This is a genomic window from Arenibaculum pallidiluteum (genome assembly GCF_017355985.1).
Classification (GTDB): Bacteria; Pseudomonadota; Alphaproteobacteria; order Azospirillales; family Azospirillaceae; genus Arenibaculum; species Arenibaculum pallidiluteum.
Genome location: NZ_JAFIQU010000001.1, coordinates 248172 through 273164, shown reverse-complemented (window position 1 = coordinate 273164; position 24993 = coordinate 248172). Strand labels below are relative to the sequence as shown.

Here is a 24993-nt window from a genome sequence, read left to right as displayed (position 1 = left end):
GCGGGGTCCTGTCAGGACCGGTCCGACTTGATGATCTCGGTCATGGTCACGCCGAGGCGGTCCTCGACCACGACGACCTCGCCGCGGGCGACCAGACGGTTGTTGACGTAGATGTCGATCGCCTCGCCGACCTTGCGGTCGAGCTCAACGACGGCGCCGCGGCCGAGCTTCAGCAGCTGGCTCACCTGCATGGTCGCCTTGCCGAGCACGGCCGAGATCTGGACCGGGATGTCATAGACGGCCTCCAGGTCCTTGCTGACCGCGCCGCCTTCGAATTCGCCGACATCGCCGCGACCGGCGTCGAGCTCGTCGAGCGTGAAGCTGTCCTTGGTAGCCATCTGGGAACTCCTGTCGCCCCGGATCGGGGCGTTGCGATCGTGACGTTACGGCGCCGCCAGCGCTTCTTCGGCGCTGTCGGCCGGGGCCGGTTCGGCCGTGCGTGCGGCCCGGGGCGCGGGATCCGCTGCCTCGGCTCCGCAGCCGGGCATGGCGGGCGATGCAGGATCGGACGATCCTGCGGCCTGGGGCAGCCGGGATGCCGCGCGGTCGATGTCGCGCCAGATCCGTTCACCGGAGCGCTCGACGCCACCTTCGGCCCATTCGATGCGGCAGTCGCCATAGCCCAGCGCCGGATCGGCGAGCAGCACGACACGGCCCTGGAAGCCGCGGGCGGTGGTCAGCGCATCCATGCGCGCCGCCACCTCCTCCAGCATCTCGTCGGCGACCCGGACCACGAGGCGGGGCTCGTCGATCATCTCGGCGGCCGTGGTGGCGATCATGGCCTCGATCTCGGCCAGCGCGTGCCGGCGAGCCACCTGCGGCAGCAGCTTGCGCGCGATCGCAAGGCCGATCTGGACGGCGGCCTCGCGGCGCTCGGCGGTCTGCGCCTCCAGCGGGACGACGAGCCGGGCCAGCACCGCCTCGATGGCGGCGAGCGATGCCGCCGTGCGGGAGGCGGCCGCTGCTTCGGCGGCTGCCTTGCCGGCGGCGAAGCCGTCGCCGTAGCCGTCCTCGTGCGCCTGCAGGAGGTCGGCCTGGCTGAAGGTCGGCTCGGGCGGCGGCAGCTCCTCGACGGGCTCCGGTTCCGGCTTGGGCGGCGGGGGCGGGGGCGCCGGCATCGCCTCGAAGGGCCGGAACCCGTCGTCAAAGGAGGTCTCGAAAAGGAACCTGCGGGTGGTCGACATGGCGGAGGCCCTAACGCACGGCCGCTGCGGGCGACGCCCGGCGGCCCGCCGGCGCGGCGGAAGCGGATCGGACGCGCCTCGCGTGCGGCGGCGGAGCATGACGGAGTGCGGGCATCCTCAACTCACGTCTCCTGGTAGAGCCAGTTGCGGATGATCGAGACCGCCTCTTCGGGGTGCTTCTCCACGATCTCGCCGACCTTGCGCAGCGAGGAGGCGCGCACGCGGCCCTCGACGCGGTTGATGTCGATCATCTGCTCGAGCTCGTCGCCCATGGCGGCGTCCTCCAGCGCGAGATCCTGGGCCAGCGCCCCGGGGCCCATAAGCTGCGGCTGCGCCGCGCTCTGGTCGGTCAGCAGGCGCTCGGCCTCCTCCTCCTCGGCGACCTCCTGGCTGCGCTCGAAGGCGCGGGCCATCAGCGGCCGGATCACGAGCAGGATCACGAGCACGGCGACAATCGCGAGCACCGCCATCTCGGCGATCCGGAAGAGGTCGTCCCGCTGCATGCCGAGGAATGTGGTGCCGGCATCGGCGGCGAACTCGCCCTCCGGCGCGGCGAAGCGCATGTTCACGACCTCGATCGTGTCGCCCCGCACGGGGTCGGCCCCGATTGCCGAGCGCACCAGCGCCTCGATCTGGCGCATCTCCTCGGGCGGGCGGGCGACGTACTCGGTCTGCCCGCCCTCGGCCGTGCGGTAGGTGCCGTCCACCAGCACCGCGACGGAAAGCCTGCGCACCTGTCCGGTCTCGCGGACGTGGTTACGCGTCGTCCGGCTGATCTCGTAGTTGATCGTCTCCTCGTTGCGCGCCCCCCGGGTGCGCGAGGTCGCGTTGTCGGCCGAGGCGGAGTCCTCCGCGGTCGGCAGGTTGTTGGCGACCGTGACGGCGTCGATGTTGTTGCGCTCGGTGGAGTCGTTGTTCTCGTTGACCGTCTGGGTCGAGCGGACGACCTGGCTGTCGGGATCGAAGATCTCGGAACTCGTGACGATCCGATCGAAGTCGAGATCGGCCGAGACCTCCGCGCGGACCTTCCCGAAGCCGAGCGTGCGGGACAGCAGGTCCTCGATGGTCCGTGCTGCGCGCTGCTCGTAGGCGAGCCGCCGCTCCTGGGCCGTCGCCTGCATCTGGTCCTCGTTCTCGGCGCCAGTGCCGCGGGCGAGCAGCGAGCCCTTGTCGTCGACGATGGAGACGCGGTCCGGCTGCATCTGCGGCACGGCGGCCGCGATCAGGTGCTGGATCGACTGGATTTGCTCGCGGCCGGGCCGGGCGCCTGGGCGCAGCTTCAGGAACACGCTGGCGGTGGCGGCCTGGGTCTCGCGCGAGAACATCTCGCGCTTGGGCAGGACCAGATGGACCCGCGCCTGCTGCACGCCAGAGACGGTCTGGATCGTGCGCGCCAGCTCGCCTTCAAGGGCGCGCAGGTGGTTGATGTTCTGCACGAAGGCGGTGGTGCCGAACCCCTCGGGCTTGTCGAAGATCTCGTAGCCGATGGAGCCGCCGGAGGGCAGGCCGGCCTGCGCCATGCTCATGCGCAGGCGGCCGACCTGCTCGGCCGGTACCGAGATTCGCGTGCCGTCGGGGGAGACCTGGAAGGGAACCTGCATCTGCTCGAGCTTCTGGGCGATCGCGCCACCGTCGGCGCGATCGAGCTCGCCATAGAGCAGGGCCATCTCCTTGGTACTGGAGAGCCTCGTGGTCAGATAGACGAAGAACCCGATCAGCCCGAGCGCGACGATCCCCATCGCCGCAAGGCGGACGGGGCCGAGGTTCCTCAAAGTCTGGAGCAGGTTGTTCACGCGCAATCCCCGGACGGAGGCGGATGGTCCGGCCCGCGCGGCGAAGGCCGCGGGTCCTCCCTCCGACCGCGAGAAAGGGTAGTAATCTTTTCGTGAATAAGGCGTTAACGGCTAGGCAAGTCCTGCCTAGCGGCGCCCTTTCGCGTCATGCCGCGCAAGGCGTCGGGCGGTGGCTGAACTCGGATCGAGGCCCCTCCGGCGGGAGGTTGGCAGGAATGCGCGGCGCCGCCCGCGCGATGGTCCTCAGGCGATGGCGGTCACTCCGCCGGGCCGGACTTCCCGAGCCCGGCACGATAGTCCTGCAGCCGCGTCGCGCGCAGTCCACGAACGCCATGGCTGTCGATCAGCCGCTGCCAGGAAAGGAATTCCTCGACGGACAGGGTATACCTGCGGCAGGCTTCCTCGAGGCTGATCAGCCCGCTGCGGACTCCGGCCACGACCTCGGCCTTGCGGCGCATCACCCAACGTTTCGTGTCGGGGGGCGGCAAGTCGGCCTCTGTCATGTCGTCCGCAGGGAGATCGCCCAAGGCGTCCCCTGCATCGTTCAAAATCGCTGTCATCAGAGAGACAACCTCGCGGTTCATTCTCCTGGTCCGCACTGCCGGGAGTATGCGAACCGCGATTTAATAAAACCCTAATTTCCCCCTATCGAAGGAGGTATGGGCGCGATGAGCGCCATGCCTTCCATGCGGCCCTTCTGCGGAGGAGGCCGGTGCTGCAATGGCGGAAATCCTCGCCTTCGACCGTCACTCGGCACGTGCGCACGCGATCGCCGAGGTATCGCCAAGTCGCGATGGAGGTTCTGCAGTCAATCGATAGGTTTAACCCAAATTGCCTGAGGATTGTGCGTCGAGTGCCGTTGCGGAAGGCGAATGGAACCGTCGTCGGATCGGGGGCGCCATCAGGATTTCTGCCGCCTTAAAGCGCGTCACGCCGCCGCGTTAAGGATTTGTAGAGAAACTTGACAACTCCCCTGCTTCTGCTCATCTTTTAGTTCGAGGTATCCTATGGACCCGAAACGGCCATGATCGCGGCAGTCAGATCCAGCAGCGGGGACACGGCATTGGCGCCGCTGGCGCCCGGGCTCGCGCCGCCGTCCGGGGCGTCCGACGCGCTGCCGGATCCCGACAAGCTGCCCGAGGGGGCGGGATCGAACGGCCCTTACTATAGCCCGGTGGTCCGTCTGGACGCGGAGTCCCACCGCACCGTGATCACGTTCCGAGACGTCAATACCGGCGACGTGACAATCCAGTACCCGACCGAGCGGCAGCTCGAGGCGTATCGGGCCTCGGTCCGCCAGCGCCAGCAGCAGGAGGCCGAGCAGGCCCTGGAACGCATCTTCGGCAAGGATGGCGCCAAGCCGGGGGAGGTGCCCGGCACCGCGGCCGGCGGCGTCGACACGCACCGCGACGCGGCGGGGACGTCCGGTGGCGAGATCGAGCCCGGCACGGCGTCCGGACCTTCCGCCGGAACGCCGGTGACATCCCGTGCGAGCCTTACGGCCTGATGGCTGCGCGGCAAGGATGTTGAAAAGAGAACGGCGGCTCCCAGGGGGAGCCGCCGTTTCCGTATGAACCCGTCTACTTTCGATGCTCAGGCCGCGGCTTCTGCCGTCGCCGGGAAGTCGCGCACGACTGCGTCGTCGAAATCGATGAGATGGCGGCAGATCTCCAGGGCGCTGGCGTTGTCGCCCAGCCGGGCGAACTCGGCAATCAGCGCCAGGCTCTTCAGGACGGGCACCAGCGTGCTGTTCTCGGCGCGGTCGTCGATGAGCGCCATGAGGTCGCGGCGGTAAGCCTCGCCATTGGTGGGGTCCAGGCTCATGGCCTGGAGGATGAAGTAGATCCGCTTCGTCGCCGTGTTCGCCTGCGCAACGTCTTTCAGGAGCTGCGCCCGCGTGACCACCTTGGCGGAGGCCGGCACCATAAGCTCTCCACCCTCCAACCGGATTGGGGTGCCGTTCACCAGCACGGTCTCGCCGGCCTTGAGGGGCAACTTCTTCAGCTCGATGGAATCGATCATGACCACGCCTGCTCCTGAATGGTCCCGGGGCGCGCCGGCCATCGGCTCCCCTGCTTGGATCTTCACGGGAAATCCAAGATCAATATGCTCCAAAATGGGTAATACATCAAGATAGGAGCCGGGAGGGGCGCTGTCTTCACGGCGCATTATTGTCTCAACTCATGCGCGGCGGATCGCCGCGCATGGTTTTCATGGAACGCGCGCGCTCCTCGTCCCGCCGGGCTCGGCGGGACTGGTCTCGGGTTCATGCCGAACGCCGGCTACGAACCCGTCTCCCGGCCTCATTCCGTGCCGAGATCCCCCAGATGTGCAGGCCTGCTCCAGCGCACGGCCGGGTCCGGGATGTGGGCCGGCGGCTCCGCCGTACCACGCCATGCGCAGCCCATGATCTGCGCGGTGTCGTAGATCCGCGTGCGCCATCCGAGACGCTGCAGCACCCGCAGCCCTTCGGCGGCGGCCGGTGCGGCGAGGCCATGGATGAGCACCAGCGCATCGGCCTGTGCCCAGCGCGCGCATTCAGCCGCATGCCCTGAAACCGCATCGTCGCCAGGGCACGAGATGAAGAAGAGGGACCAGCGGCGTCCCTCGCGCTCCGCGAGCGTCCGTACGGTCGCGGGACTCTCGCCCGGCAGAAACGAGACCTGGGCATCCGGGAGGCCGACCAGCGCCTGGCGCGCGGTGTCGATCTGCAGGGGCTCGGCGAGACCGGGATCGATCGTGTCGAGAACGACACCGGCCGCGGCGAGGTGGAAGGTCGACCAGCCAAACCAGAAGCCGATCTCCAGCGCGGGGCGGCCGGCATAGGGCAAGGCGGCGTTATGCAGCAGATGCGCCTCGTCCCGGGTCAGGAATCCGGTATCCGGCTTGCGGATGTCGACGTACCAGCCGTGAGGGATGTCGCGGCGGATCCAGGGTGAGCTCGCGGCCCCCCTGGAGCCGCGCCACAGAAACGGGAAATGCGCGTCCGCTCGGATCCTGCGCAGCCCTGGAGAGACGTAGTCGTCGGGAGGGAAAAGGCCGATGCGGATGAAGTCGCCCATCTGGCCATAGGTCCGGGTCTCGCGGAAAAGCGTGTCTGCGCGGGCCTTTCCCGCCGCACCCACGGCTTCGCGCTCGGCCGTCTCCGCCTTCCAGCGGGACAGCACGCGTGCGAGCTCCATGACGGTCTCCTTCGGCGTGCGGTTCGGATCCGACAGCAGGGCTCCGGTACCGCCGGCCAACGCCTCGGGGATACCGCTCACCGCGGTCGCGACGACCGGCACGCCCTTGGCCATGGCCTCCAGCACGGCCAGGGGCATTCCTTCGCGCTCGGAGGGCAGCAGGAAGATGTCGGCTGCGTCCAGGCAGTCGGCGATATCCGAACGGCGGCCGACGAGGCGCACGTGGTCGCGGCAGCCGAGCTCGTCCAGCGCGTCCTCGAGCTGCAGCGCGAAGGGCGTCACGGCGCCGGCCCAGACGAAATAGAGCCCGTCGAGGAGATTGGCCTCCTTCAGCACGTAAAGCGCCTGGAGCTGGTACTGGAAGCCCTTGCGCGGCTCGATCTGCGCGGCGGTGAAGACGAGGGTCGCGTCCTGCGGCACCCGCCATTCGTCGCGCAGGGCCCGGCGCGTTGCCGCCGATCGCGGCGCAAAGAAGGAGTCCGGCCGCCCGTTGTAGACGACCCGCACGTCCGGCAGGTCGAAGATATCCCGCAGCAGGCCCGCGTTCTCCTCGGAGACGCAGACGACGAAGGCGGCCTGCCGCAGCACGGCCGTGATCTTGGCTCTCACGTCCGGCAGTTTCGCCGCCTGGGTGTCAGGGGCCACGTAGTGCTTGACCACGCCGAATCGGATGTCGAGGAAGGCGCAGGCCTCCTTGGCCGCGACCAGCGATTCCGGCAGGCAGTCCGAGAACAGGACGAAGTCCGGTCTTTCCTCCATCAGCACTGCGGCGGGGAAGGCGCGGTCGCGGTAGCTGTGGCCGAGCAGCGCGAGGGGGTCGTAGCCGAAATGCCGGTGGCGGATCCCGACGGCTTCCCGATGGTCGACGGCGGCGGTCCTTTGCGCAGGCTGGACGTACACGACCTCGAAGTCCTGCGCGTGCAGTGCCAGCGCCAAGCGGTGCGTGTACTCGGCCGCGCCGCCATGGCCGTAGTCGTCGGTGACGATCAGGACCTTCGTCTTCATCGGGCGTGTTCCCCCAGCTCCGGTGCAGGGTGTGGGGGGCGTCGGAAAGGAACCGTTAACGATGCCCCGGCCCTATGCGGGCCCCAGCAGCGCCGCGACGAATGCGTCCGGGCTGTTGCGCATGCGGCAGGGCTCTGCGGCCGGGCGCGCACCGGCCGCCAGTGCGTCATAGCCTTCGGCAAGGCGTCGGATGCCGTCCCAGACGGCCGCAGGGGTGTTCTCGGCGCGCACCCCGGTCCCGCCGAGATGGTCGAGTTCCTTGTCCAGCCATGTGCCGGCGGTGACCAGCACGGGCTTGCCCAAGCCGACGGCCTCGACCAGGATCCTCGAGCTGCGCAGCTCGTAGGCCGCGGGCTCGTAGGGCAGCAGCAGCGCATCCGCCGCGCCCATGAGCTGCCAGTACCGCTCCGTCGAGACGGTCTCGTTCACCAGGATGTCGGATGGCAGCGCCCGGCGCAGCCCGTCGATGAAGCCGGCGTCCTGGATGCCGCTGGTCTGGATCACGAAGCGGAGGGGAAGGGCGCTGCGCCCGCGATTCTCGACGAGTGCTCGGACCAGCGCGTCGAAGCCCTTCTCCAGGCGTGGCTCGCCGAGATACGCGAAGGTCAGCGGCTCGCCCGGTGTCCGCGCCCGGGCCGGCTCGGCCGGAAAGATGATTGGCATCGGAAGCTGGCGCACCGCCACTCCCGCCAAATTCTCCAGATAGCGGCTGAGGACGCCGCTGTCCGAGAAGAAGCCCACGCGGTTGTCGCCGTCCTCCATCCAGGCCGCCATCGCGCGGCGCTGCATCTCGATGGACAGCGCCCTGTCCCGGCTGTGCAGGCGGAACCAGGGGGGGAACATGAACTGGATCGCGACCCGCGGCCAGGGCCGGGGCAGGTCCCGATACCAGCGCAGAAGGCCGAGGATCTGGTCGTATGTCGCGGTGTGCGCGAGCACCACGTCCTCCTCATCGAAGGAGAAGGGGGCATGGCTGCGCATGTTCTGCTCGAAGGCCGAGCCGTGCAGGTAGTTGGTGACGACCGGGATGTCGAGCTCGTGCGCGGCGGGGCGCAGATAGGTCCCGATCTCGAAGCAGCGGACCGCGTCCAGCGCTTCCAGGATGGAGGGGGCGCAGTTGGCGTTGGCGAGCACGCGTGTCGCGACGCCGCGCCGTCGGGAGACCTCCAGGATCGCCTGATTGTAGCCGAAATGGTGGCCCGAGAAGTCGATCAGCGCGGGGTCGAGGATCAGCAGGCGCATGGCTTCGGGGCTTTCGCGGACGGGCGGTCCGTGCGCCCGGCCACGATGGAAATCGAAGATTGGTAAAGAAGTCGTGGAGATGCCGCGCAGGCCCGTGGTCGGAACTCAGCCGCCGGTCCCGCGTGCCGCCAGCGCGGCCTCCAGGAAGTCCTCGATAGCGCGGATGGACGCCGCGTCCTCAAACAGGCGGTCGACGCGCGCAAGGATCGCCGCCCGCGCCGCCTTCCGCGCGGCAGGATCGGTGCCCAGGCGCAGGGCGATCTCCAGATAGTCCGCGACGTCGCGCGCGACGAGATCCTCGTATCCCATGAGCCGGTAGAAGCCGTGGGTGTGGCGGCCGCGCATGAAGGCGCCCGGCCAGGTGACGATCGGCGTTCCCAGCGAAAGCGCCTCGAGGCTGGTGTTGCCCCCGGAATAGTGGAGAGGGTCGAGCATCACGTCGCCCAGACCCATGACGTTCAGGAAGTCGACGCTGGGCATGCGGCCGAGGATCTGGAAGCGCGGCCGCAGGTCCTTGCCGGCGGTGGTGCTGATCCGCCGCATCAGCAGCTCGGCCACCATCCGGTCCTGGGTGTTCACGAGGACGACCAGGGCGCGCGGGTCACGGCGCAGCAGGGCGATCAGCAGGTCGTCGAAGTCCGGGTGGATCTTGAAAAGGCTCTGCGGGCAGACGTAGAGCGTCGCCTCCTCCGGCAGGCCGAACGCGGCGCGCGGCTTCATGGGCTCGGGCGGCCGGGGCTTCGGATAGAACAGCGTCGTCCCCGGCAGGCGGGCGAGCTTTTCGCTGTAGTGCGCCTCCGCGTCGGGCGGCTCCATGGCACCGCAGCTCAGGAAGTGGTCGAGGTTGGGGATGCCCGTGGTGTCCGGATGGCCCCAGGTCAGCGTCTGCAGCGGGGCGAGCCGCGCATAGGCCAGGAAATAGGTCAGCGCGGCCATGCCGACATCCGCGTAGTAGAGGATGTCGAGCTCGAGCGCCGCGATGCGCCGCTGCGCGAGGAACAGGTCGTGCGGGATCTCGACGATGCGGTCCGCGGCCGAAGTGAAAGCCGTCCTGACCTGGTCGGGCGGCACGGGGGGCGTGATCACCACGACTTCGAAGCGCCGCCGGTCGAGATGCTGCACCAGGCCCAGGTTCAGGAGCCCGATCGTGTGATGATAGAAGTGCTGTGAGATCACGCCGATCCGGATCCGCCGGCCGGCGGACGGCGTCCAGCGCGCGCAATGCGGCGCCTCGAAGCCCAGGGCGGGGCAGGCCGACAGGTAGAATCGTGCGATGCGCTCCTGCAGCGGACGGTCATCGCATGCGTGATAGGCCAGGTAGAAGGCGCCCTGCACCTCGGCGTCGAGAGGGTCGGGCAGCCGCGCGCCAGTGGCGGCGAGTGCGTCAAGCCGGCTTGCCATGTCTTCGCGCACGCTTGCGATCTGGCTCCGGTCGGTGGGAATCACGGGCAGCGCCAGGGCGCGCCTCAGCGCGATCCCGATGCCGGAGGCGAGCCGCTCGGCCCGGTCGTAGCAGACCATGGCGTCGTCGTAGAGGCCGCGATCCTGCTGGCAGCCCGCCAGGGCGATCCAGGCCGGCCGGAAGTCCGGCGCGAGCGCAAGAGCGTGGCGCAGCACGCGCGCGGCCTTGTCGGCCTGCCGCTCGTGGATGAGGCCGGCATGCATGGGCAGCCAGGCATCCAGCATGGCCGGGTCGATGATCAGGGCGCGCGCCAGTAGCGCAAGGCCCAGGCGGCGGCGCCCCAGCGAGAGCTGGACCCGGCCGAGCAGCTGATAGGCCCAGGGGTGCCCGGGGTCCGCGACGACGGCGCGCGTCAGCGCGGTCTCGGCCTCGCGGGTTCGGTGGGCCTTCAGCAGCGCCAGGCCCTGCATGCGCAGCACGCCGCCGTCCCAGGGCGCGAAGCGCAGCGCCCTGCCCAGCGCGTCGGCGGCGGCCGACGGGGCGGTCTCGGCCAGCGCGTTCCCGAGCCCCGACCAAGCTTCGGCCGAGGATGGCGCGCGGACGAGCGCGCGGCGGAACGCGTCCGCCGCGCCGTCTCCGTCGCCCGCCATCAGGAGCAGCCGGCCGGCCGCCGTGCAGGAGGTCGCATCCGCCGGCAGGATGGCTGCCCGTCGGGCATGGAGGTCGGCCGCGCGCCGCAGCTCGCCGCCCAGCGCCTCGGCTTCGGCGGCAAGGAGCAGGTAGTCTGGGTCCTCGCCGCCGAGGGCGAGGGCCGCGGCGGCGTGCTGCCGGGCCTCGGCCACGGCGCCGCGGGCCAGCGCTGCGCCCGCGAGCATGTAGTGCGGCTCGGGCCGGGCGGGGTCCTGCGCGGCCGCCGCGCGGTAGTGCGCCTCGGCGCGGGCGAGGTCGCCGAGCTGGTGGAACCTGCCGCCGAGCGACAGGAGCTCCTGGAAGGTAGCGGCCATAGATGCGTTCCGCGCGTGGGCACCGCCCATGCGGACGGCGTCGCGGGACTATGCCAGCCGCGCCACGGCGGCGGAAGCTCGGACGGGGTGCGGTCCTGCGCCAGCGAGGCGCCGGCTTCGGGGCCGCGCGGGCGGCAAATCCTGCGCCCAGGCCGGCAAAACATGCCGCCCGCCCCCCGCTCCGACCCGTGCCGGGGCGCTGAAAGCCGCGCCAGGCTTAGCCTGAGGCTCTGGTACGACGATTGCTTCCCCCTCTGGCGGGGCCGCGCTGCGGCAACCCGGATCGGGGAGAGGACCATGGGTCTCGACGTTTCGCTTCGACATGCCCTTTCGGGCCTGGGCGTCGCGCAGAAACACATGGAGGTCGTCTCCCGCAACATCTCCAACACCGATACCCCGGGCTACACGCGCAAGGTCGCCCAGCAGGCGACGCAGGTCGTAAACGGCCAGTCCTACGGCGTCGACATTACGGGGATACAGCGCACCATCGACCAGTACCTCCAGAAGGAGGTTCTGCGGCGGGACAGCGATGTGACCGCCCTGTCGGTGACGGAGAGCTATCTGAAGCGGGTCGAGGAGCTGCACGGCAGCCCGACCGCCGAGACCTCGCTCGCGAGCCAGATCTCGAAGATGCGCAACGGCTTCCTGACTCTCGCGGATTCGCCGGACTCCGAACTGCTCCAGCAGAAGCTGATCGACGATGCGCAGACGCTGGCGCACACCTTTAACCAGCTCAGCAAGACTATCACGGACCTGCGCAACCAGGCGCACCAGGAGATCATCTCGGCGGTCGGCGAGCTGAACGCCAACCTCGGCATCGTCGCCGACCTGAACAAGAACATCTCCGCCGCCAGCGGGCTCAACGTCGACCAGCCCGATCTCGAGGACAAGCGCGACATCGCGCTGCGCGAGATCGCGAACCTGATCGACGTCAACTACTACAAGGGCGGGGACGGAGCCTACGGAATCTCGACGGGCGACGGACGGTTCGCGCTGCTCGAAGGCACGAAGCAAACCGTCAGCGTCGCCAATGCGACCCTCCAGCCCTCGAGCTACTACGGCGGTGCTGGCACCGTGCCCGGCATCATGATGACCGCGGTTCCCGCCGCGCAGGACGTCACGGGCAGCCTCCAGGGCGGCAAGATCGGCGCGCTGATCGAACTGCGCGACGAAACCCTGCCGAAGATGCAGGCGCAGCTTGACGAGCTCGCGCAGGAACTGGCGCTGCGCTTCTCCATGTCCGGCGTCCGCCTGTTCGCCGGCGCCGACACGACGATCCCCGCGGACAACCCGGTGCCCGTCACGCCGCCGAGCCTGAACACGGGCTTCGCCGCGCAGATCCAGGTCCCGGATCTCGTGAAGAACAATCCACGCCTGCTGCGCGACGGCACCGGCTGGAACGCCTCGCCCGCCGCCTATGACTCCGCTGGCGGCCATTTCGTCGCGCTCGATGCCGGAACCGCGCTTGGCGCGGCCCCGCCGACGCCGCCCTCCGCAGGCGGAACGGACCCTGGACCGGCGACCAAGGGCGACAGCAGTGTGATCCGCAACCTCCTCAGCAAGGTTTTCGACACGGCGGATCCGGTCTTCGAGACCAGCGTCACCGCCGTCGGCCCTCCGGCGACTTATGGCACGACGACGGCGACCTTCGAGAACACGTCGCTTGGACCCGACGGAACGATCGAGACGTCGCTGCCGCTCGGCCTGACGCTAGGCCAGACGGCCACGGAGCTCGTGAGCTGGCAGGCCAACGAGCGTGCGCGCGTCACGAACGCGAAGACGGTCGCGGAGGATGTCCGCGACCATTTCGACCAGCGCATGTCCGACCAGTCGGGGGTCAACCTCGACGAGGAGATCTCCCTGCTGGTGCAGCTTCAGCGCTCCTATTCGAGCGCCGCGCGGGTCATCACCACCAACCGCGAGATGTTCTCCGAGCTGATCCAGCTCGTTGGCTGAGGCCCTGAAGGAGAAACGCCATGACCTCGATCTCGACCAGCGGCCAGTACCTCCGGATGCGGGCGCACAACCTGGACGTCCAGCAGCGCCTGACCGAGCTGCGCGACCAGGTCGCGACCCAGAAGAAGTCGACGACCTATGGCGGGCTGGGCACCGACGCGCGGGTCTCCATCAGTGTCCGTTCCGAGATCACCGAGTACAAGAGCTACCTGTCGAACATCGACACGGCTCGGCTCCGCCTGCAGTCGACGGTCTCGACCATGGAGCGGATCGGCCAGATCGGCGAGGACATAAACCTCGAGATCACGAAGCTGCAGAGTGACCCGAATGCCGATCCTGCCGTGGTCAAGTCGATCGCCCAGCGCGCCTATGACGAGCTCGTTGGGCTCTTCAACACGCGCGTAAACGGCGAATACGTCCTCAGCGGGTCCGACAAGGCCAACCCGCCGCTGCCCGAGGCAAAGGCGCGCACTCTCTTCGGCAATATCGCCACCGACATGGGGACCGCGGCCTCCGACCCGCTCCAGAACCCGGCTGCGGCTCATGCGCAGACCAAGACGCGGGCCTGGACGGATCTCTTCTCGGACAACCTCGAAGATCCCGCCGACATCGTCCAGCAGTCAAAGGCGCGCGTGGACCGTGGGGTCGATGTGACCTATGGCGTCCTGGCTACCAACGGCACTCCCGCGAACGGCGCGGTTCCCGCCGGAGATCTCCCGTACTTCCGCGAGATCCTGCGCGAGGTGGCGGCGATCGCGAACCTGCCGAGCCCGACCGACGAGACCGAAAAGGCCAACCTGAAGCAGTACCTGTCCCAGGTCGGCCAGTCACTTGGTTCTGCCGTGACCCAGGTGGACACAGAGGTCGGAAAGCTCGGCACCGCGATGAAGCGCATGGAGCAGATCGGCACGCGCCACAAGGATCTCGACGTCGTGCTCCAGCGAAGCGTCGGCGATGTCGAGGATGTCGACATGGCCGAGGCGATCACGCGGCTGCAACTCGCGCAGACCCAACTCGAGGCCTCGTTCCGCGTCACCGCGTCGCTGAACCAGACCAACCTCAATGATTTCCTGTGACGGAGGCCGGCGTGACAGCGCTGCCGTCCCGCCGTCACGGCAAGACCTTTGGCCCGGCGCCAACCAGCGCCGCAGAGCCCGGAAGAACGGTCGGTCGGATGCGTCGGATGTTAAGCGTTAATTAACAGATCATCCGAAAGATCGTAGCGGTGGCAGAAGCCCACGTTTGATCCAAAATGGAGACCTAATCATGTCGAACTCTATCAACACCAACGTCGGCGCGATGGTTGCCCTGCGCAACCTGAACAACGTGTCCGACGCCCTGTCGACGACCAACAAGCGGATCAGCACCGGCTACAACGTCTCCGACGCCTATGACGACGGTGCGTCCTACGCGGTCGCCGAGGGCCTGCGCGGCGACATGGCGGCTCTGAACGCCGTGAACGAGCGCCTCTCGGTCGGCAAGGGCATGATCGACGTCGCCGTCAAGGCCGGCGAGAACATCTCCAAGGCCCTGACCGAAGTCCGTACGGTTCTCACCAAGCTGGCCGACCAGGCCATGACCGGTGCGGACCGCACGAACTACGAGAACCAGTACAACACGCTCAAGAACGACATCTACAACTTCATCAACGACGCCCAGTACAACAACATCACGCTCATCGGGAGCGGCGCCTCCAACCAGTCGCTGATCTCCAACGTCTCGGGCGGCAACATCACCGTCTCCGCCCAGGACATGATGGCGAAGGTGTACAACTCGCTGACCTCGGCGAGCACCTACTCGGCCGCGGCGACCCTCATCGGCACCAGCGGTGGCCTCGGCGCAGCCGAGACCAACCTGGGTATCTCGATGAACCAGCTGGCGGCGGACGCCCGGCGCATCGGCAACCAGATCAACTTCAACAAGGCGATCTCTGACGCCACGAAGACTGGTATGGGTGCCATCGTCGACGCCGACCTCGCGAAGGAAAGCGCGATGCTGCAGTCCCTGCAGGTCAAGCAGCAGCTTGCCTCGCAGGCCCTGTCCATCGCGAACCAGGCTCCGCAGTCTCTGCTCGGCCTGTTCCGGTAAGCGGGTTAGCCGTCCCTTCCCGGTCACACGGGAAGGGACGGCCTTTCCTCATTCTTCATTCATTCTGCTGTTTGCTTCTTTTCGACCTTTCACCATCCGAGATCATCGGGCCGCGACATGAATTCGAAGATCAACGCCTACCGGCAGGCCGCCTCCATGAAGACCGACTACCGGTCGCAGGAGGCCAACCTCTTCAAGCGCATCACCTACGCGCTGCAGCAGGGAAAGCTTCGCACCGGAGGCATGGACCTCGTCCGGGCCGCATCCGACAACAAGCTGCTTTGGATGGGCGTGATCAACGCCGTGTCGGATGACGCCAACCAGCTTCCGCCCGCCTTGCGCACGCAGCTGATCACCATTGGCCGCGCCGTGATCAAGGAGATCGACGAGAACATCACCGGCAACCTGGATGTGGATTTCCTGATCGAGATCAACAACCAGATCATCGAAGGGCTGATGAGCAGCGCCATCCCCGCGGTGCAGCCGGAGAAGACTGCACCCTAATCCCGATCGCCGAGGAGGCGCCGTCATGGCTACGCTCACGGGTCTCGGATCGTCCGCCTTCACCCTCTTCAAAATGGTGGAGAAGCAGGGCTCGACCGCTGTCGAGCGCCACAGCAAGGACCCGGCCGTGACGCGCGAGGTGCAGTACTTCCGCGAGAAGGTCGGCTCGCTGAAGAGTGTCGACGACATCTTCAGCGACTACCGCATGATGAGCTTCGTCCTGAAGGCCTCGAACCTCGAGGACGAGATCCCGTTCCCGGGCCGGGCCAAGCGCGCCCTTACCGAGCGCGCGGACAACACAGACGCCCTCATGAACCGGCTGACCGACAAGCGGTTCAAGGCAGCGGCCGAGGCGCTGAAATTCGCGGAGACCGGGCTCAGCACGCTCAAAAATCCCGAGACGATCGAGAAGCTCGTCAGCAGCTATGCCAAGATCAGCTACGAGAAGACGCTCGGCCTCGAGAACATCGCTGTTCCCAAGGCCAGGTACTTCCAGGAGAAGATCGGTCAGGTCGAGAACTACTACGACATTCTCGGCGACAAGATCCTGCGCGACGTGGTGACGACGGCCCTGAACATCCCGCAGGAGCTCGCCTTCCAAGAGGTCGAGACCCAGGCCGCGGCGCTCGAGGCCCGTATCAAGCTCGACGATCTCAAGGATCCGGACACGGTCGCAAAGTTCACACAGCGCTATCTCATCATGATGGACCAGAAGAACATGGAAACCAATGGCGGGGGCCAGTCGTGGCTTCTGAACCTGTTCGCCTGATCCGCGCCCGTCTCACCCCACGATCTTGCGTCCGGCGCCCGTTGCGCGGCTGCGATGCACGGAGCTTCCGTCATGTCCGTTGACACCATCACCGCATCCCCCGCCGCCATGGAGCGTGGGCGGGCGCTGCTCTCCCAGGGCGATTTCGCCGGCGCGCTGATCGAGGCCGAGCAGGCGGTCGCGGCCGCGCCGAAGGACCGGGAGGCGCTGCTGCTTCGCGCCGACTGCGCCCTGGCGCTGGGAGATGTCTACCGCTCCGCCGACGACCTGAACCAGATCGTAATGAACGGCGACGCCGATCCGATGCTGCTCGACCGTCTTGGCGCGCACCTGCAGGAGCTCAAGCTCTACGACCAGGCGGTGGTCTGCCACGTCCGCGCCATCAACGGCGCCGCACCCGAGCACATGCCACAGCTCTACATCAATCTCGGCCGCGCCATGATGGGGCAGGGCAACCACAAGGCCGCCGTCGAGCTATTCGAGACGGTGCTCGGCGCCGTGCCGGACTCGGCCGATGCTGCGCTGAACCTGTCGGGAGCCCTGCTGTCGCTCAAGGATTATGCCGGTGCCGCCGAGGCCTGCCGCAAGGCCATCGCGTCGAAGCCCACGACCGCCCTCTACCACAATCTCGGCATCGCCCTGCACATGCAGTCGGGGCAGCGCGAGCAGGCGGCCGAGGCCTTCCGCAAGGCGCTGGAGCTCGACCCGTCCAACACGGGTTCGGCTCACATGCTCTCGGTCGCCTCGGGCGAGGCCATGGAGGCGGTTCCCGGCGCGCTGGTCGCGAACACCTTCGACGGCTATGCCAGCTACTACGACAAGGACGTCACCGAGAAGCTGCGCTACCGTGTCCCCGGCCTGATCCGCCGCGCGCTGACCGATCCCTTCTACGGCAAACGCCGCTATCAGGCGATCCTCGACCTCGGCTGCGGCACCGGCCTCGTCGGCGTGATGGTGCACGACGTCACCGATTTCCTGCGCGGCGTCGACGTCTCTCACAACATGCTGATGCAGGCTGTCGGCAAGGAGATCTACCACGAGCTCGAGGAGGCCGACCTCACCAAGAGCCTGGGATCGGACGACCGGCTCTACGACGGCGTGGTGGCCGGCGACGTCTGCGGCTACATCGGCAACCTCGACGCCTTCTTCGCGAACGTCTTCGCGCGCATGCAGCCGGGCGGGCTGTTCGTCTTCTCGGTCGAGCGGCACCCGACGCTGGACTACGCGATGCAGCCGACCGGGCGCTTCGCCCATGGTCGCGACTATGTGCGGCGCGCGCTCGAGGCATGCGGCTTCACCGTGCGCTCCACGGCGCCGGAGCGCCTGCGCATCAATGCCGGCCAACCCGTGGACGGGCTGATCGTCGTCGCGCAGCGGCCGGGCCCCGGCACGGCGGCACCGTCGCCCCTGAACCTCTTCGGCAAGATCTGAGCGCTCACTTCGCGCGGGATGGGGCGCCGCGGCGGCCCGTCCCGCGCGAGCCGTCGGGCGCGGCCCAGGAGAGCCTGGCGCGTTTCAGCGGGGCAGCAGCGGCGCAAGGGCCCGGGGGTCGATCCGGAAATCCCAGAACGCGACCGGCAGCGGTGCCAGTGAGCGCGTGATGTCGCCGGGCACCGCAAGGTGCCGCTGGCCCAGCAGACCGGCCAGCCGGCAGTAGAAGCGGGGCAGGTGGCCGCGTGGGTGCAGCTCGATCAGGGTCGCGCCTGGCGGCGAGAAGGCCATGTTGGTGCAGCCGGCGCCATGCACTGCGAGCACAGTCTCCGCCCCGGCGAACAGGGCGGCCTGATCGTCGAAGGACAGCGTCTCCAGCCGGACCGGCTCGAAGCCGCGTCCCCGCGCCATGTCGAGGATCTCGTCCTCGTTCTCGCAGCGCCGCATGCTGGCATCCCCGCGCAGGATCATGATCCGGCCCGGTAGGTCCCGGCGCGGCTTCATGACGGGGGCGAAGCGTTCACGCAGCCAGGCGAGGACCGGACGCGTCACGTGCGGTGCCATCCAGTCCGGGGCGCCATCGGGACGGCGCGGCCTGTCCGGCAGCACTGCGACGCCGAGTTCCGCATAGCGCGTCAGGCATCCCGACATGGGCGTCTTCAGCCGCTCGGGGTCCAGCCCGGCCAGCTCCAGCATCCGGATCTGAAAGGGGGCCATCCCCGCATTGACGAGGACGGGGCGCCCGGCCGCACCGTCCCAGGATTCGACGGCCGCGAGTCGGGGCAGGTCGTCGATGATCCAGTGATAGTAGTTGGTAGTGCCGCCCAGGAAGAGGGTCGGCTCATCGTCCACCACCTCGGGCGCCTCGGCCGACAGAAGGACCTGCCCGTCCACGCCGTGCGCCCGGTAGTAGTCGCGGTCCCGCGTGCGGAAGGTGCTTGCGAGGTCGAGCGAAGTGCCGTTGCCAGCCACCGCCTGCCAAGTGTCGCCGTGCAGCGCCACGCCCGACAGCAGCAGGCGGTGGTGGACCGCTCCACCCTCCAGCACGAGGGCACCGTCCAGCCGCTCCAGCGGCAGGGCGGGCAGGATCACCTCGTCGGCCGCCGGCGCCCGCGCATAGAGGCGGATGCGCCGCTCGGGCTGGCGGTCCGGCGCGAGGGCCGCCCGTGCCGTACCGGCCGGGCCGAGCGCCGCAGCGGCGCGCCAGCAGCGGACCGCCTCCTCGATACGGCCCGCGGCCTCGTAGGCCCCGGCGAGCAGCGAGAGCGTCGCCGCGTCCCGGGGCGCCAGCCGGGATGCCTCTTCGAGGGCGGCGATGGCGCCCGCGGGATCGCCGGCCTCCATGGCGGCACGGCCGAGGATCCGCTGGGCATCGGCAAGCTGACTGCCGCTCGCGACGAGGCTGCGTGCGAGGTCAACAGCCCCTGCCGCATCGCCCCGGTCCAGGAGCACCGCGGCCAGGGCCGCCAGGCTCGCATGGGCGTCGGGCCGGCCGCTCGCCGCCGCCTCCAGCCGATTCTGCGCCCCGTCAAGCCGGCCCAGGCGCGCGAAGGCAATGCCGAGATTGTGCAGCGCGCCGGAATGGTCGGGCGCCACCGTAAGGGCGCGCTGCAACAGCGCGACCGCCGCCGGGATCTCGTCCTCGTCCCGCTCCATCAGGTCGGCTGCGACCTCGGTCAGGAGCGCGGGGTCCTCGCCATGGATTTCGAAGAGCCGGCGCGCGGCTTCCGCGGCCCCGAGGCCGTCCCCGATCCGGCCGAGGCAGCGTGTCAGCAGCAGCCCGGCCTGCCGGTGTCCGGGGGCGATCGCCAGCGCCGCGCGCATCGCCTCGGCCGCCTCGGCCGGGCGGTCGAGGAACCAAAGGCCGAGCCCGTGAAGGAACGCCATCGCCGCGCTGCGCGGGTCGGCCGCGCGGCCACGGCGCAGCCAACGCTCGGCCCGGCCGGGCTCGTGCGCAAGGAGCAGGAGCTGGCCGACGCCGAAGAGGCTTTCGGCATCGGCGGGATCGGCCTGCAGGGCGTGCTCGTACAGCGCCGCGGCGGTGCGCTGGTCGCCCGCAGCGGCAGCGCCGACCGCCTCGGCCTTGAGCTGCCGGATCGACGCGTCGCTCATGGATGTCCTCCCGCGGGCGCGCCGGCCGTCGCGACGGCATCGCGCAGGAATGTCTCGAAGCCGCGGATCGCCGCCACGTCGTCAAAAAGGGCAGGGCTCCTCGCGCGGATCGCCGCCACCGCATCGCCGCGGGACCCGCGGCCGAGCGCCAGGGCATGATCCACGTAGCCCGGCCAGTCGGCGGCCACGAGATCCGTCCAGCCCATCAGCGCGTAGAAGCCCGCAGTGTGGCGCCCGCGCATGAAGGTGCCGGGCCAGGTCACGACCGGCACGCCACCGGCGAAGGCCTCGAGCGTCGTGTTGCCGCCGGAGTAGTGCAGCGGGTCCAGCATCGCGTCGGAGAGCTCCATCAGCGCGCGGAAATCGTCGGTGGAAAGGCCTCCGAACATCCGGAGCCTGGGCCGCAGATCGCGCCCCGCCGCGCGCGACAGGCGCCGGGCAAGTCGTTCTGCCACCTCGGCACCCTGGGTGTTCACGAAGGCGAGAACGCCGTCGGGATCGCGGCCGAGGATCTCGGCCAGAACGGCGTCGAAGTCGGGGTGCACCTTGAACAGGCTCTGCGGGCAGAGATAGAGATGCGCCGCGTCGTCGAGACCGAAATGGGCGCGTGCGCGGGGCCGAGGCGGGGGCGGCCGCTCGTAGCGCACCGTCGTGCCGGGGAGCAGCGCCAGCCGCTCGCTGTAATGGGCCTGCGCGCCCGGCGGCTCCATCGCGGCGCAGCTCGCGAACCAGTCGAGGTTGGGAATGCCGGTGGTGTCCGGATGGCCCCAGCCCACGCACTGCACCGGGGCGAGGCGGGCGAAGGCCATGAAGTAGGTCAGCACCGACATGCCGATGTCGGGAAAGTAGAGGATGTCGAGCTCGGCAGCGGCGACGGCCTCGCGCGCCCGGCCTAGATCCGCGGGCAGGTCCACGACGCGATCCGCCGCCGCGGTCACGCGGTCGCGCCAGGGGTCGGGCGGGCGTCGCGGCAGGAACAGCACGGTCTCGAAGGCGCCGCGGTCGATCGTCTCGAGCAATCCGTGGTTCAGCTTCGCAATCGTGTGGGCATGGAGATTCTGCGAGACCATGCCCAGGCGGAGCCGCCGTCCCAGCGGCGGCGTCCAGCCCCGGCAGTGGGCGGCCTCGAAGGCGAGCTCGGGACAGGCCTCCAGGTAGAAAGCGGCCAGCCGCTCCTGCAGCAGCCTGTCGTCCCGCGCGTGATAGGCCAGGTAGAAGGCCGTCTGGCCGACCTCCTGCACGGGGTCGCGCAGCCGGGCACCGGTCCGGGACAGGTCCTCGATGCAGGCGGCGAGCCGCTCGCGTGCCCCGGCGATCTCCGCGAGGCTCTCCGGAATGACGGGCAGCGACAGCGCCTTCTTGAGCAGCAGGGCGGGCGCCGGGGTGATCCGGCACGCCCGCGCGAACCCGCTGCGGGCCTGTTCGGGGCGGCCCCGCTCGAACTCGGCATTGCCCCAGCCGGTCCAGGCGAGGCCGTCGGCGGGAGCCAGGGCGAGCGCATGGCGGAGCGCAGCCGCCGCGTCGTCGGCGCGGCGCAGCTCGCGCAGGGCAGTGCCGAGATTGACCCAGGCCGGCTGCAGCGACGGGTCAAGAGCGAGGGCGTTCCGGTACGCCTCGACGGCGGCCGGCAGCCGCGCACCCGTCTCCAGCGCGTTGCCGAGGTTGAACCAAAGGCCGGCATGGCGTCGGTCGAGCGCCAGTCCCTGCTGGAGCGTCGCGAGCGCCTCCTCGGTCCGGCCCGCCTGCCGCAGGGCGCCACCGAGATTGCACAGCGCGTCCGGCCCCGGGGCCAGACGCGCGGCCTCGGCATAGGCCGCGAGGCAGGCTTCGATGTCGCCGCGGTCCTGCAGCAGCGCGCCGAGATGCGTCCAGGGCCGCGCGTCCGCCGGATCGCAAAGGGCGGCGCGCCGAAGCGCCGATGCCGCCCCGGACGTGCCCTGCAAGGCCAAGCCACGGCCCAGGGCCAGCAGGGAATCCGCATCGCCGGGATCGCGCAGCAACGCCTGCATCGCCCGACCCGCCGCCGCCGCGGCATCGCCCCGGGCGAGCGCGATCTCGGCCAGCAGGTAGTGCGGCGCCGCGAGGCCGGGGGCCAACGCGGCGGCCCTGAGGTACAGCGCCGCCGCCTCGTCCAGCTCGCCTCGGCTGTGATGCGCAACCGCCCGTGATAGGATCTCGCCGACCATCGCTCCCCGGGGACCCGGGGGAAGGCCCCGGCCGTTCCAGCTTTATCACGTCGGCGGCCGGCTTCAAGCCCGCGGGGAGCCGCGGTTCCGGCCGGCATCGCGCGCGGACGCGGTCCCTTGACGGCCCGCGGGGCCACCGGCAAGATCCGCGCGCCGGGGCCCGGAGGCCCCGGAGTGCGGGAGGACGGAATGAGTTTCGAGCAGGTCGAGGAAGCGTGGCAGCTCAGCGATGATGCGCGCGCCCATTCCCAGGCGGCCGGCCGCGATCTGTCCCCGCAGGAATACTGGGACCAGTTCTTCTCGGCCTCGCCGCTGGTGGACGCGGAGCGGACGTTGCGCGAGGGCGGGCAGCCGGTGGCGCGCATCTTCCTGCGCTCGCCCTACGGGCTGCAGTGGCGCCCCGACCACAAGGACTGGATCCCCTTCCGCCACGGCGAGATCCCGCCGTTCGCGGGCTGATTCCCGGCTTCGCCGCAGCGCCGCCGGCCCTCCTCAGGGGGCCTTGCGCTCGTCCTGCCAGTAGCGGTTGCCAAGATGCTTGTCCTCGTGGCGCATCACGGTCTCCGAAAGCTTGAGCGCTTGGTAGTAGCTGGCCTCTGCGACGAGCTTGCGGATGCTCTCGAGCGTGTCCTTGACGGACTGCACGGTCGTCGCCTCGTGGAACTCGTCGATCAGGCGATGCAGCGTCAGCAGCATCGGCGGACGCTCGGCATCGGTTGCGAGATACGAGTTCTGGATCATGAAGTAGATGCGGCGCGCCGGCGTGCTCGCCTCCTGCGGCCGCATGATGTGCTTCTCGGTCAGGAAGGAGCTGGTGTTCAGGAACACCAAGCTGCACCGCCCATCCGCCTGGATCAGCGCACCGTTGATGATGATGCGCTCGTCGGGAGCGAGACGAATCTTGAGCGACACGGCGGACCTTGGCGGCTGCGGGGCGGGGGGCGCCCGGGCGGCCGGCCCTTGCGCCGGTCCGTACGGGTCCCGTGAATATGTCCGCAGGCCCCGTGGAACACAAGAGTCGCCGGCGCGCCCGGACCGGCGGCCCCGCGCGGGACGGCCGGTCCGATGGTGCGGCCGGTCAGCGGATGCCCAGAAGTTCCTGGAGCATCTGGTCGGCGGTCGAGATCACCTTGGTGCCGGCGGAATAGGCCCGCTGCGTCACGATCATCTTCGAGAATTCGTCCGCCAGGTCGACGTTCGAGGCCTCGAGGGTGGACGGCGCGACCACGCCTGCGCCGCTGGTGCCCGCCTCGCGCAGGTTGTAGGCGCCGCTGTCCTGGGTCTGGATGTAGACGTTGCCGCTGCGCTCCTCCAGCCCGTTCACGTTGGTGAAGGTCGCGACGGGCAGCTTGTAGAGGTTGCGCGTCAGGCCGTTGCTGAAGGACGCGACGACGTAGCCTTCCTTGTCGATGCTGACGCCGGTGCGAAGGCCCAGCTCCGCGCCGTCCTGGTTCACGAAGGAGACGCCGTAATCGGCGCCGAACTGCGTGACGTTCGTCAGGTCGAGCGTGATGGGCTGCGGCGCCGAGCCGTTCGCTCCCGTCGCCGGGGCCGGAGCCGTCATGCCCGCGGCGCCCCAGATGATGCCGGTCCCGAGGCCGGTGATGTTGAGACCCACCTTGCCGGTGGCGGCGTCGTAGGTGAGGGGCGGCGCCACCGCGCCGGTCGCGATGCCGCCGTTGCCGTTGAACGGGATCGTGGCCGTCGCATAGGTCGTCGCAGGCGCCGTCGACGGATCCTGGACAGTGATCTGCCAGGTGTTCGTCGCAGTCTTGTTGAAGTTCAGGCGCAGCGACTGGGGCGTGCCGAGCGTGTCGTAGACCGTGATGTCGCGGGTGAAGTCGATGCCCGCGTTGACGGCCTCGCCGGCATCGAGGTTCAGCGTCGTCTCGACGTTCTGCGTGGGCGCGGTCACGCCGTTCAGGAAGGCGACGTCAACGGGCTGGAGGCTCGAAAGATCCTGGGCTCCGGGCGGCAGGCCGCCGGCGCTGTTCAGCGGCCAGCCCATCAGGTAGAAGCCGGAGGCGTTGCGCAGGAAGCCCTGCGCATCCTCCGAGAAGCTGCCGGCTCGGGTGTAGAGCGGCTCCTGGGCGCCGCGGGTCCCGGCCTGCACGACGAAGAAGCCGTCGCCCGAGATCGCCGCGTCGGTGCTGGAGCCCGACTGCTGCAGGATGCCCTGCTGGTTCACCGTGGCCTGGGTGTAGGCGCGGACACCGCCGGGCGAATAGGCGGTGTACCGGCCCTCCTGGGTCACGAGATCCGAGAAGGACGCATTGTTCCGCTTGTAGCCAGTCGTGTTCACGTTGGCGATGTTGTTGGAGATCATGCCCATGGACTGGCTCTGGGCATTGAGCGCCGAAACGCCGGTGAAGAGTGCTCCGTACAGGCTCATGGTCGGCTCCTCGTATCTTGCGCGCCGGGCAGGGATTCAAGGCCCGCGGCGCGGATTGTCGTCTTGGGTTCAGGCGGTGGGTTTGACGGCGGATCGGATCTGCTCGATGCCAAGGCGTACCGAGCCCATCATCAGCAGCGTCTCGCCCTTCTCGTTTGTCTCGATTCCGCTGATGCGGCCGAAGACGGTCGTCGTCGCCTTGATCGGCTCGTTCGCGCCGTCGACCGCCACGACATGCATGGTGTAGGGACCCTTCTCGACCTCGAGGCCGTTCTTGTTCTTGCCGTCCCAGGTGAATTCGTGGGTGCCCGGGACCTTCTTGGCGTCGACCACCTGGACCGTCCGGCCCGAGGCGTCGAGGATCTGGATCTTCGCCTGGGTGGCGCTCTCCGGCAGCACGTACTCGAACTTGACGGGCTTGCCGTCGTAGGAGACCTCGTTGCCGGACGCCTCGACATCCATCCCGATGAAGCCGAGCGACGCCTGCGTCTGCGAGACGTTCTGCATGTTGATCAGCTTCTCGAGCTTCTCGTTCTGCCCGATCTGCTGCTCGACCTGGCTGTACAGCACGAGCTGGTTGGTGAACTGGGCCGAGTCCATCGGCGAAAGCGGGTCCTGGTTCTGGAGCTGCGTCGTCAGCAGCTTCAGAAAGTTGTCGTAGGTCTCGCTGAGCTTGCCGCGGTCGGCCGTAGTCTTCGTGGTCTGGGTGTTCGTCTGCGCGGCGCCGTTGACGGTCGTCATGG

21 protein-coding genes are annotated in these 24993 nt (G+C 68.9%); 8 read left to right on the top strand and 13 right to left on the bottom strand.

Going from position 1 to position 24993, the window contains the following annotated elements; genetic code table 11:
- Positions 1-11 precede the first annotated feature (11 nt).
- From fliN to sciP, 4 genes are all read right to left on the bottom strand, one after another.
- On the bottom strand, positions 12-338 hold the full coding sequence (gene fliN, locus JUB13_RS01305; RefSeq protein ID WP_207476528.1) for a flagellar motor switch protein FliN: 327 nt from the start codon (positions 336-338) through the stop codon (positions 12-14).
- Positions 339-383: 45 nt separating this feature from the next.
- Positions 384-1184: a FliH/SctL family protein gene (locus JUB13_RS01300; RefSeq protein ID WP_207476526.1), complete on the bottom strand. Its 801-nt coding sequence runs from the start codon at positions 1182-1184 to the stop codon at positions 384-386.
- Between the two features lie 122 nt (positions 1185-1306).
- Positions 1307-2977, bottom strand: coding sequence for a flagellar basal-body MS-ring/collar protein FliF (gene fliF, locus JUB13_RS01295; RefSeq protein ID WP_207476524.1), 1671 nt, complete (start codon positions 2975-2977; stop codon positions 1307-1309).
- Positions 2978-3234: 257 nt separating this feature from the next.
- Entirely contained in the window at positions 3235-3537 is a 303-nt protein-coding gene (gene sciP, locus JUB13_RS01290) for a CtrA inhibitor SciP (protein ID WP_207476522.1), read from the bottom strand.
- 464 nt (positions 3538-4001) lie between these two features.
- Between sciP and JUB13_RS01285 the strand changes: the two genes are divergently transcribed.
- Entirely contained in the window at positions 4002-4484 is a 483-nt protein-coding gene (locus tag JUB13_RS01285) for a hypothetical protein (RefSeq protein ID WP_207476520.1), read from the top strand.
- 86 nt (positions 4485-4570) lie between these two features.
- Here the strand turns inward: JUB13_RS01285 and JUB13_RS01280 are convergent, their stop codons facing one another.
- The 4 genes from JUB13_RS01280 to JUB13_RS01265 form a co-directional block, all read right to left on the bottom strand.
- Entirely contained in the window at positions 4571-4999 is a 429-nt protein-coding gene (locus JUB13_RS01280; protein ID WP_207476518.1) for a flagellar biosynthesis repressor FlbT, read from the bottom strand.
- Positions 5000-5280: 281 nt separating this feature from the next.
- Positions 5281-7164: a glycosyltransferase gene (locus tag JUB13_RS01275; protein ID WP_207476516.1), complete on the bottom strand. Its 1884-nt coding sequence runs from the start codon at positions 7162-7164 to the stop codon at positions 5281-5283.
- A 72-nt stretch (positions 7165-7236) separates the two neighbouring features.
- The gene (locus JUB13_RS01270) at positions 7237-8406 is read right to left on the bottom strand and encodes a glycosyltransferase family protein (RefSeq protein ID WP_207476514.1); all 1170 of its coding nucleotides are present in this window, start codon (positions 8404-8406) and stop codon (positions 7237-7239) included.
- A gap of 105 nt (positions 8407-8511) precedes the next feature.
- Positions 8512-10812, bottom strand: coding sequence for an O-linked N-acetylglucosamine transferase, SPINDLY family protein (locus tag JUB13_RS01265; RefSeq protein WP_207476512.1), 2301 nt, complete (start codon positions 10810-10812; stop codon positions 8512-8514).
- Positions 10813-11109: 297 nt separating this feature from the next.
- On the opposite strand from JUB13_RS01265, the gene flgK reads away from it, so the two are divergent.
- The 6 genes from flgK to JUB13_RS01235 all read left to right on the top strand — a co-directional run bounded on the left by flgK (position 11110) and on the right by JUB13_RS01235 (position 17560).
- A complete protein-coding gene (gene flgK / locus JUB13_RS01260) occupies positions 11110-12768 on the top strand; it encodes a flagellar hook-associated protein FlgK (RefSeq protein ID WP_207476511.1) in 1659 nt (552 codons plus the stop codon).
- Positions 12769-12788: 20 nt separating this feature from the next.
- On the top strand, positions 12789-13844 hold the full coding sequence (locus JUB13_RS01255; protein WP_207476508.1) for a flagellin: 1056 nt from the start codon (positions 12789-12791) through the stop codon (positions 13842-13844).
- 190 nt (positions 13845-14034) lie between these two features.
- Positions 14035-14856 carry a flagellin gene (locus tag JUB13_RS01250; protein ID WP_207476506.1) on the top strand — a complete coding sequence of 274 codons (822 nt, stop codon included), beginning with the start codon at positions 14035-14037 and terminating at the stop codon, positions 14854-14856.
- Positions 14857-14973: 117 nt separating this feature from the next.
- The gene (locus JUB13_RS01245) at positions 14974-15360 is read left to right on the top strand and encodes a flagellar biosynthesis regulator FlaF (protein WP_207476504.1); all 387 of its coding nucleotides are present in this window, start codon (positions 14974-14976) and stop codon (positions 15358-15360) included.
- 25 nt (positions 15361-15385) lie between these two features.
- A complete protein-coding gene (locus tag JUB13_RS01240) occupies positions 15386-16129 on the top strand; it encodes a DUF1217 domain-containing protein (RefSeq protein ID WP_207476502.1) in 744 nt (247 codons plus the stop codon).
- A gap of 72 nt (positions 16130-16201) precedes the next feature.
- Positions 16202-17560, top strand: a complete 1359-nt coding sequence (locus JUB13_RS01235) for a tetratricopeptide repeat protein (RefSeq protein ID WP_207476500.1) — start codon at positions 16202-16204, stop codon at positions 17558-17560.
- Between the two features lie 84 nt (positions 17561-17644).
- On the opposite strand, the gene JUB13_RS01230 is transcribed toward JUB13_RS01235, so the two are convergent.
- The gene (locus JUB13_RS01230) at positions 17645-19672 is read right to left on the bottom strand and encodes a glycosyltransferase 61 family protein (protein WP_207476498.1); all 2028 of its coding nucleotides are present in this window, start codon (positions 19670-19672) and stop codon (positions 17645-17647) included.
- Positions 19669-21858 (bottom strand): tetratricopeptide repeat protein, encoded by a 2190-nt coding sequence (locus JUB13_RS01225; RefSeq protein WP_207476497.1) that lies wholly within the window; start codon positions 21856-21858, stop codon positions 19669-19671. Before JUB13_RS01225 ends, JUB13_RS01230 begins: the two co-directional genes overlap by 4 nt.
- A gap of 189 nt (positions 21859-22047) precedes the next feature.
- On the opposite strand from JUB13_RS01225, the gene JUB13_RS01220 reads away from it, so the two are divergent.
- Positions 22048-22317: a hypothetical protein gene (locus JUB13_RS01220; RefSeq protein WP_207476495.1), complete on the top strand. Its 270-nt coding sequence runs from the start codon at positions 22048-22050 to the stop codon at positions 22315-22317.
- A gap of 33 nt (positions 22318-22350) precedes the next feature.
- Here JUB13_RS01220 and JUB13_RS01215 read toward each other — a convergent pair whose 3' ends face one another.
- From JUB13_RS01215 to JUB13_RS01205, 3 genes are all read right to left on the bottom strand, one after another.
- Positions 22351-22770: a flagellar biosynthesis repressor FlbT gene (locus tag JUB13_RS01215; RefSeq protein WP_207476493.1), complete on the bottom strand. Its 420-nt coding sequence runs from the start codon at positions 22768-22770 to the stop codon at positions 22351-22353.
- Between the two features lie 166 nt (positions 22771-22936).
- On the bottom strand, positions 22937-24250 hold the full coding sequence (locus JUB13_RS01210; protein ID WP_207476491.1) for a flagellar hook protein FlgE: 1314 nt from the start codon (positions 24248-24250) through the stop codon (positions 22937-22939).
- 69 nt (positions 24251-24319) lie between these two features.
- The gene (locus JUB13_RS01205) at positions 24320-24991 is read right to left on the bottom strand and encodes a flagellar hook assembly protein FlgD (RefSeq protein WP_207476489.1); all 672 of its coding nucleotides are present in this window, start codon (positions 24989-24991) and stop codon (positions 24320-24322) included.
- Positions 24992-24993 lie beyond the last annotated feature (2 nt).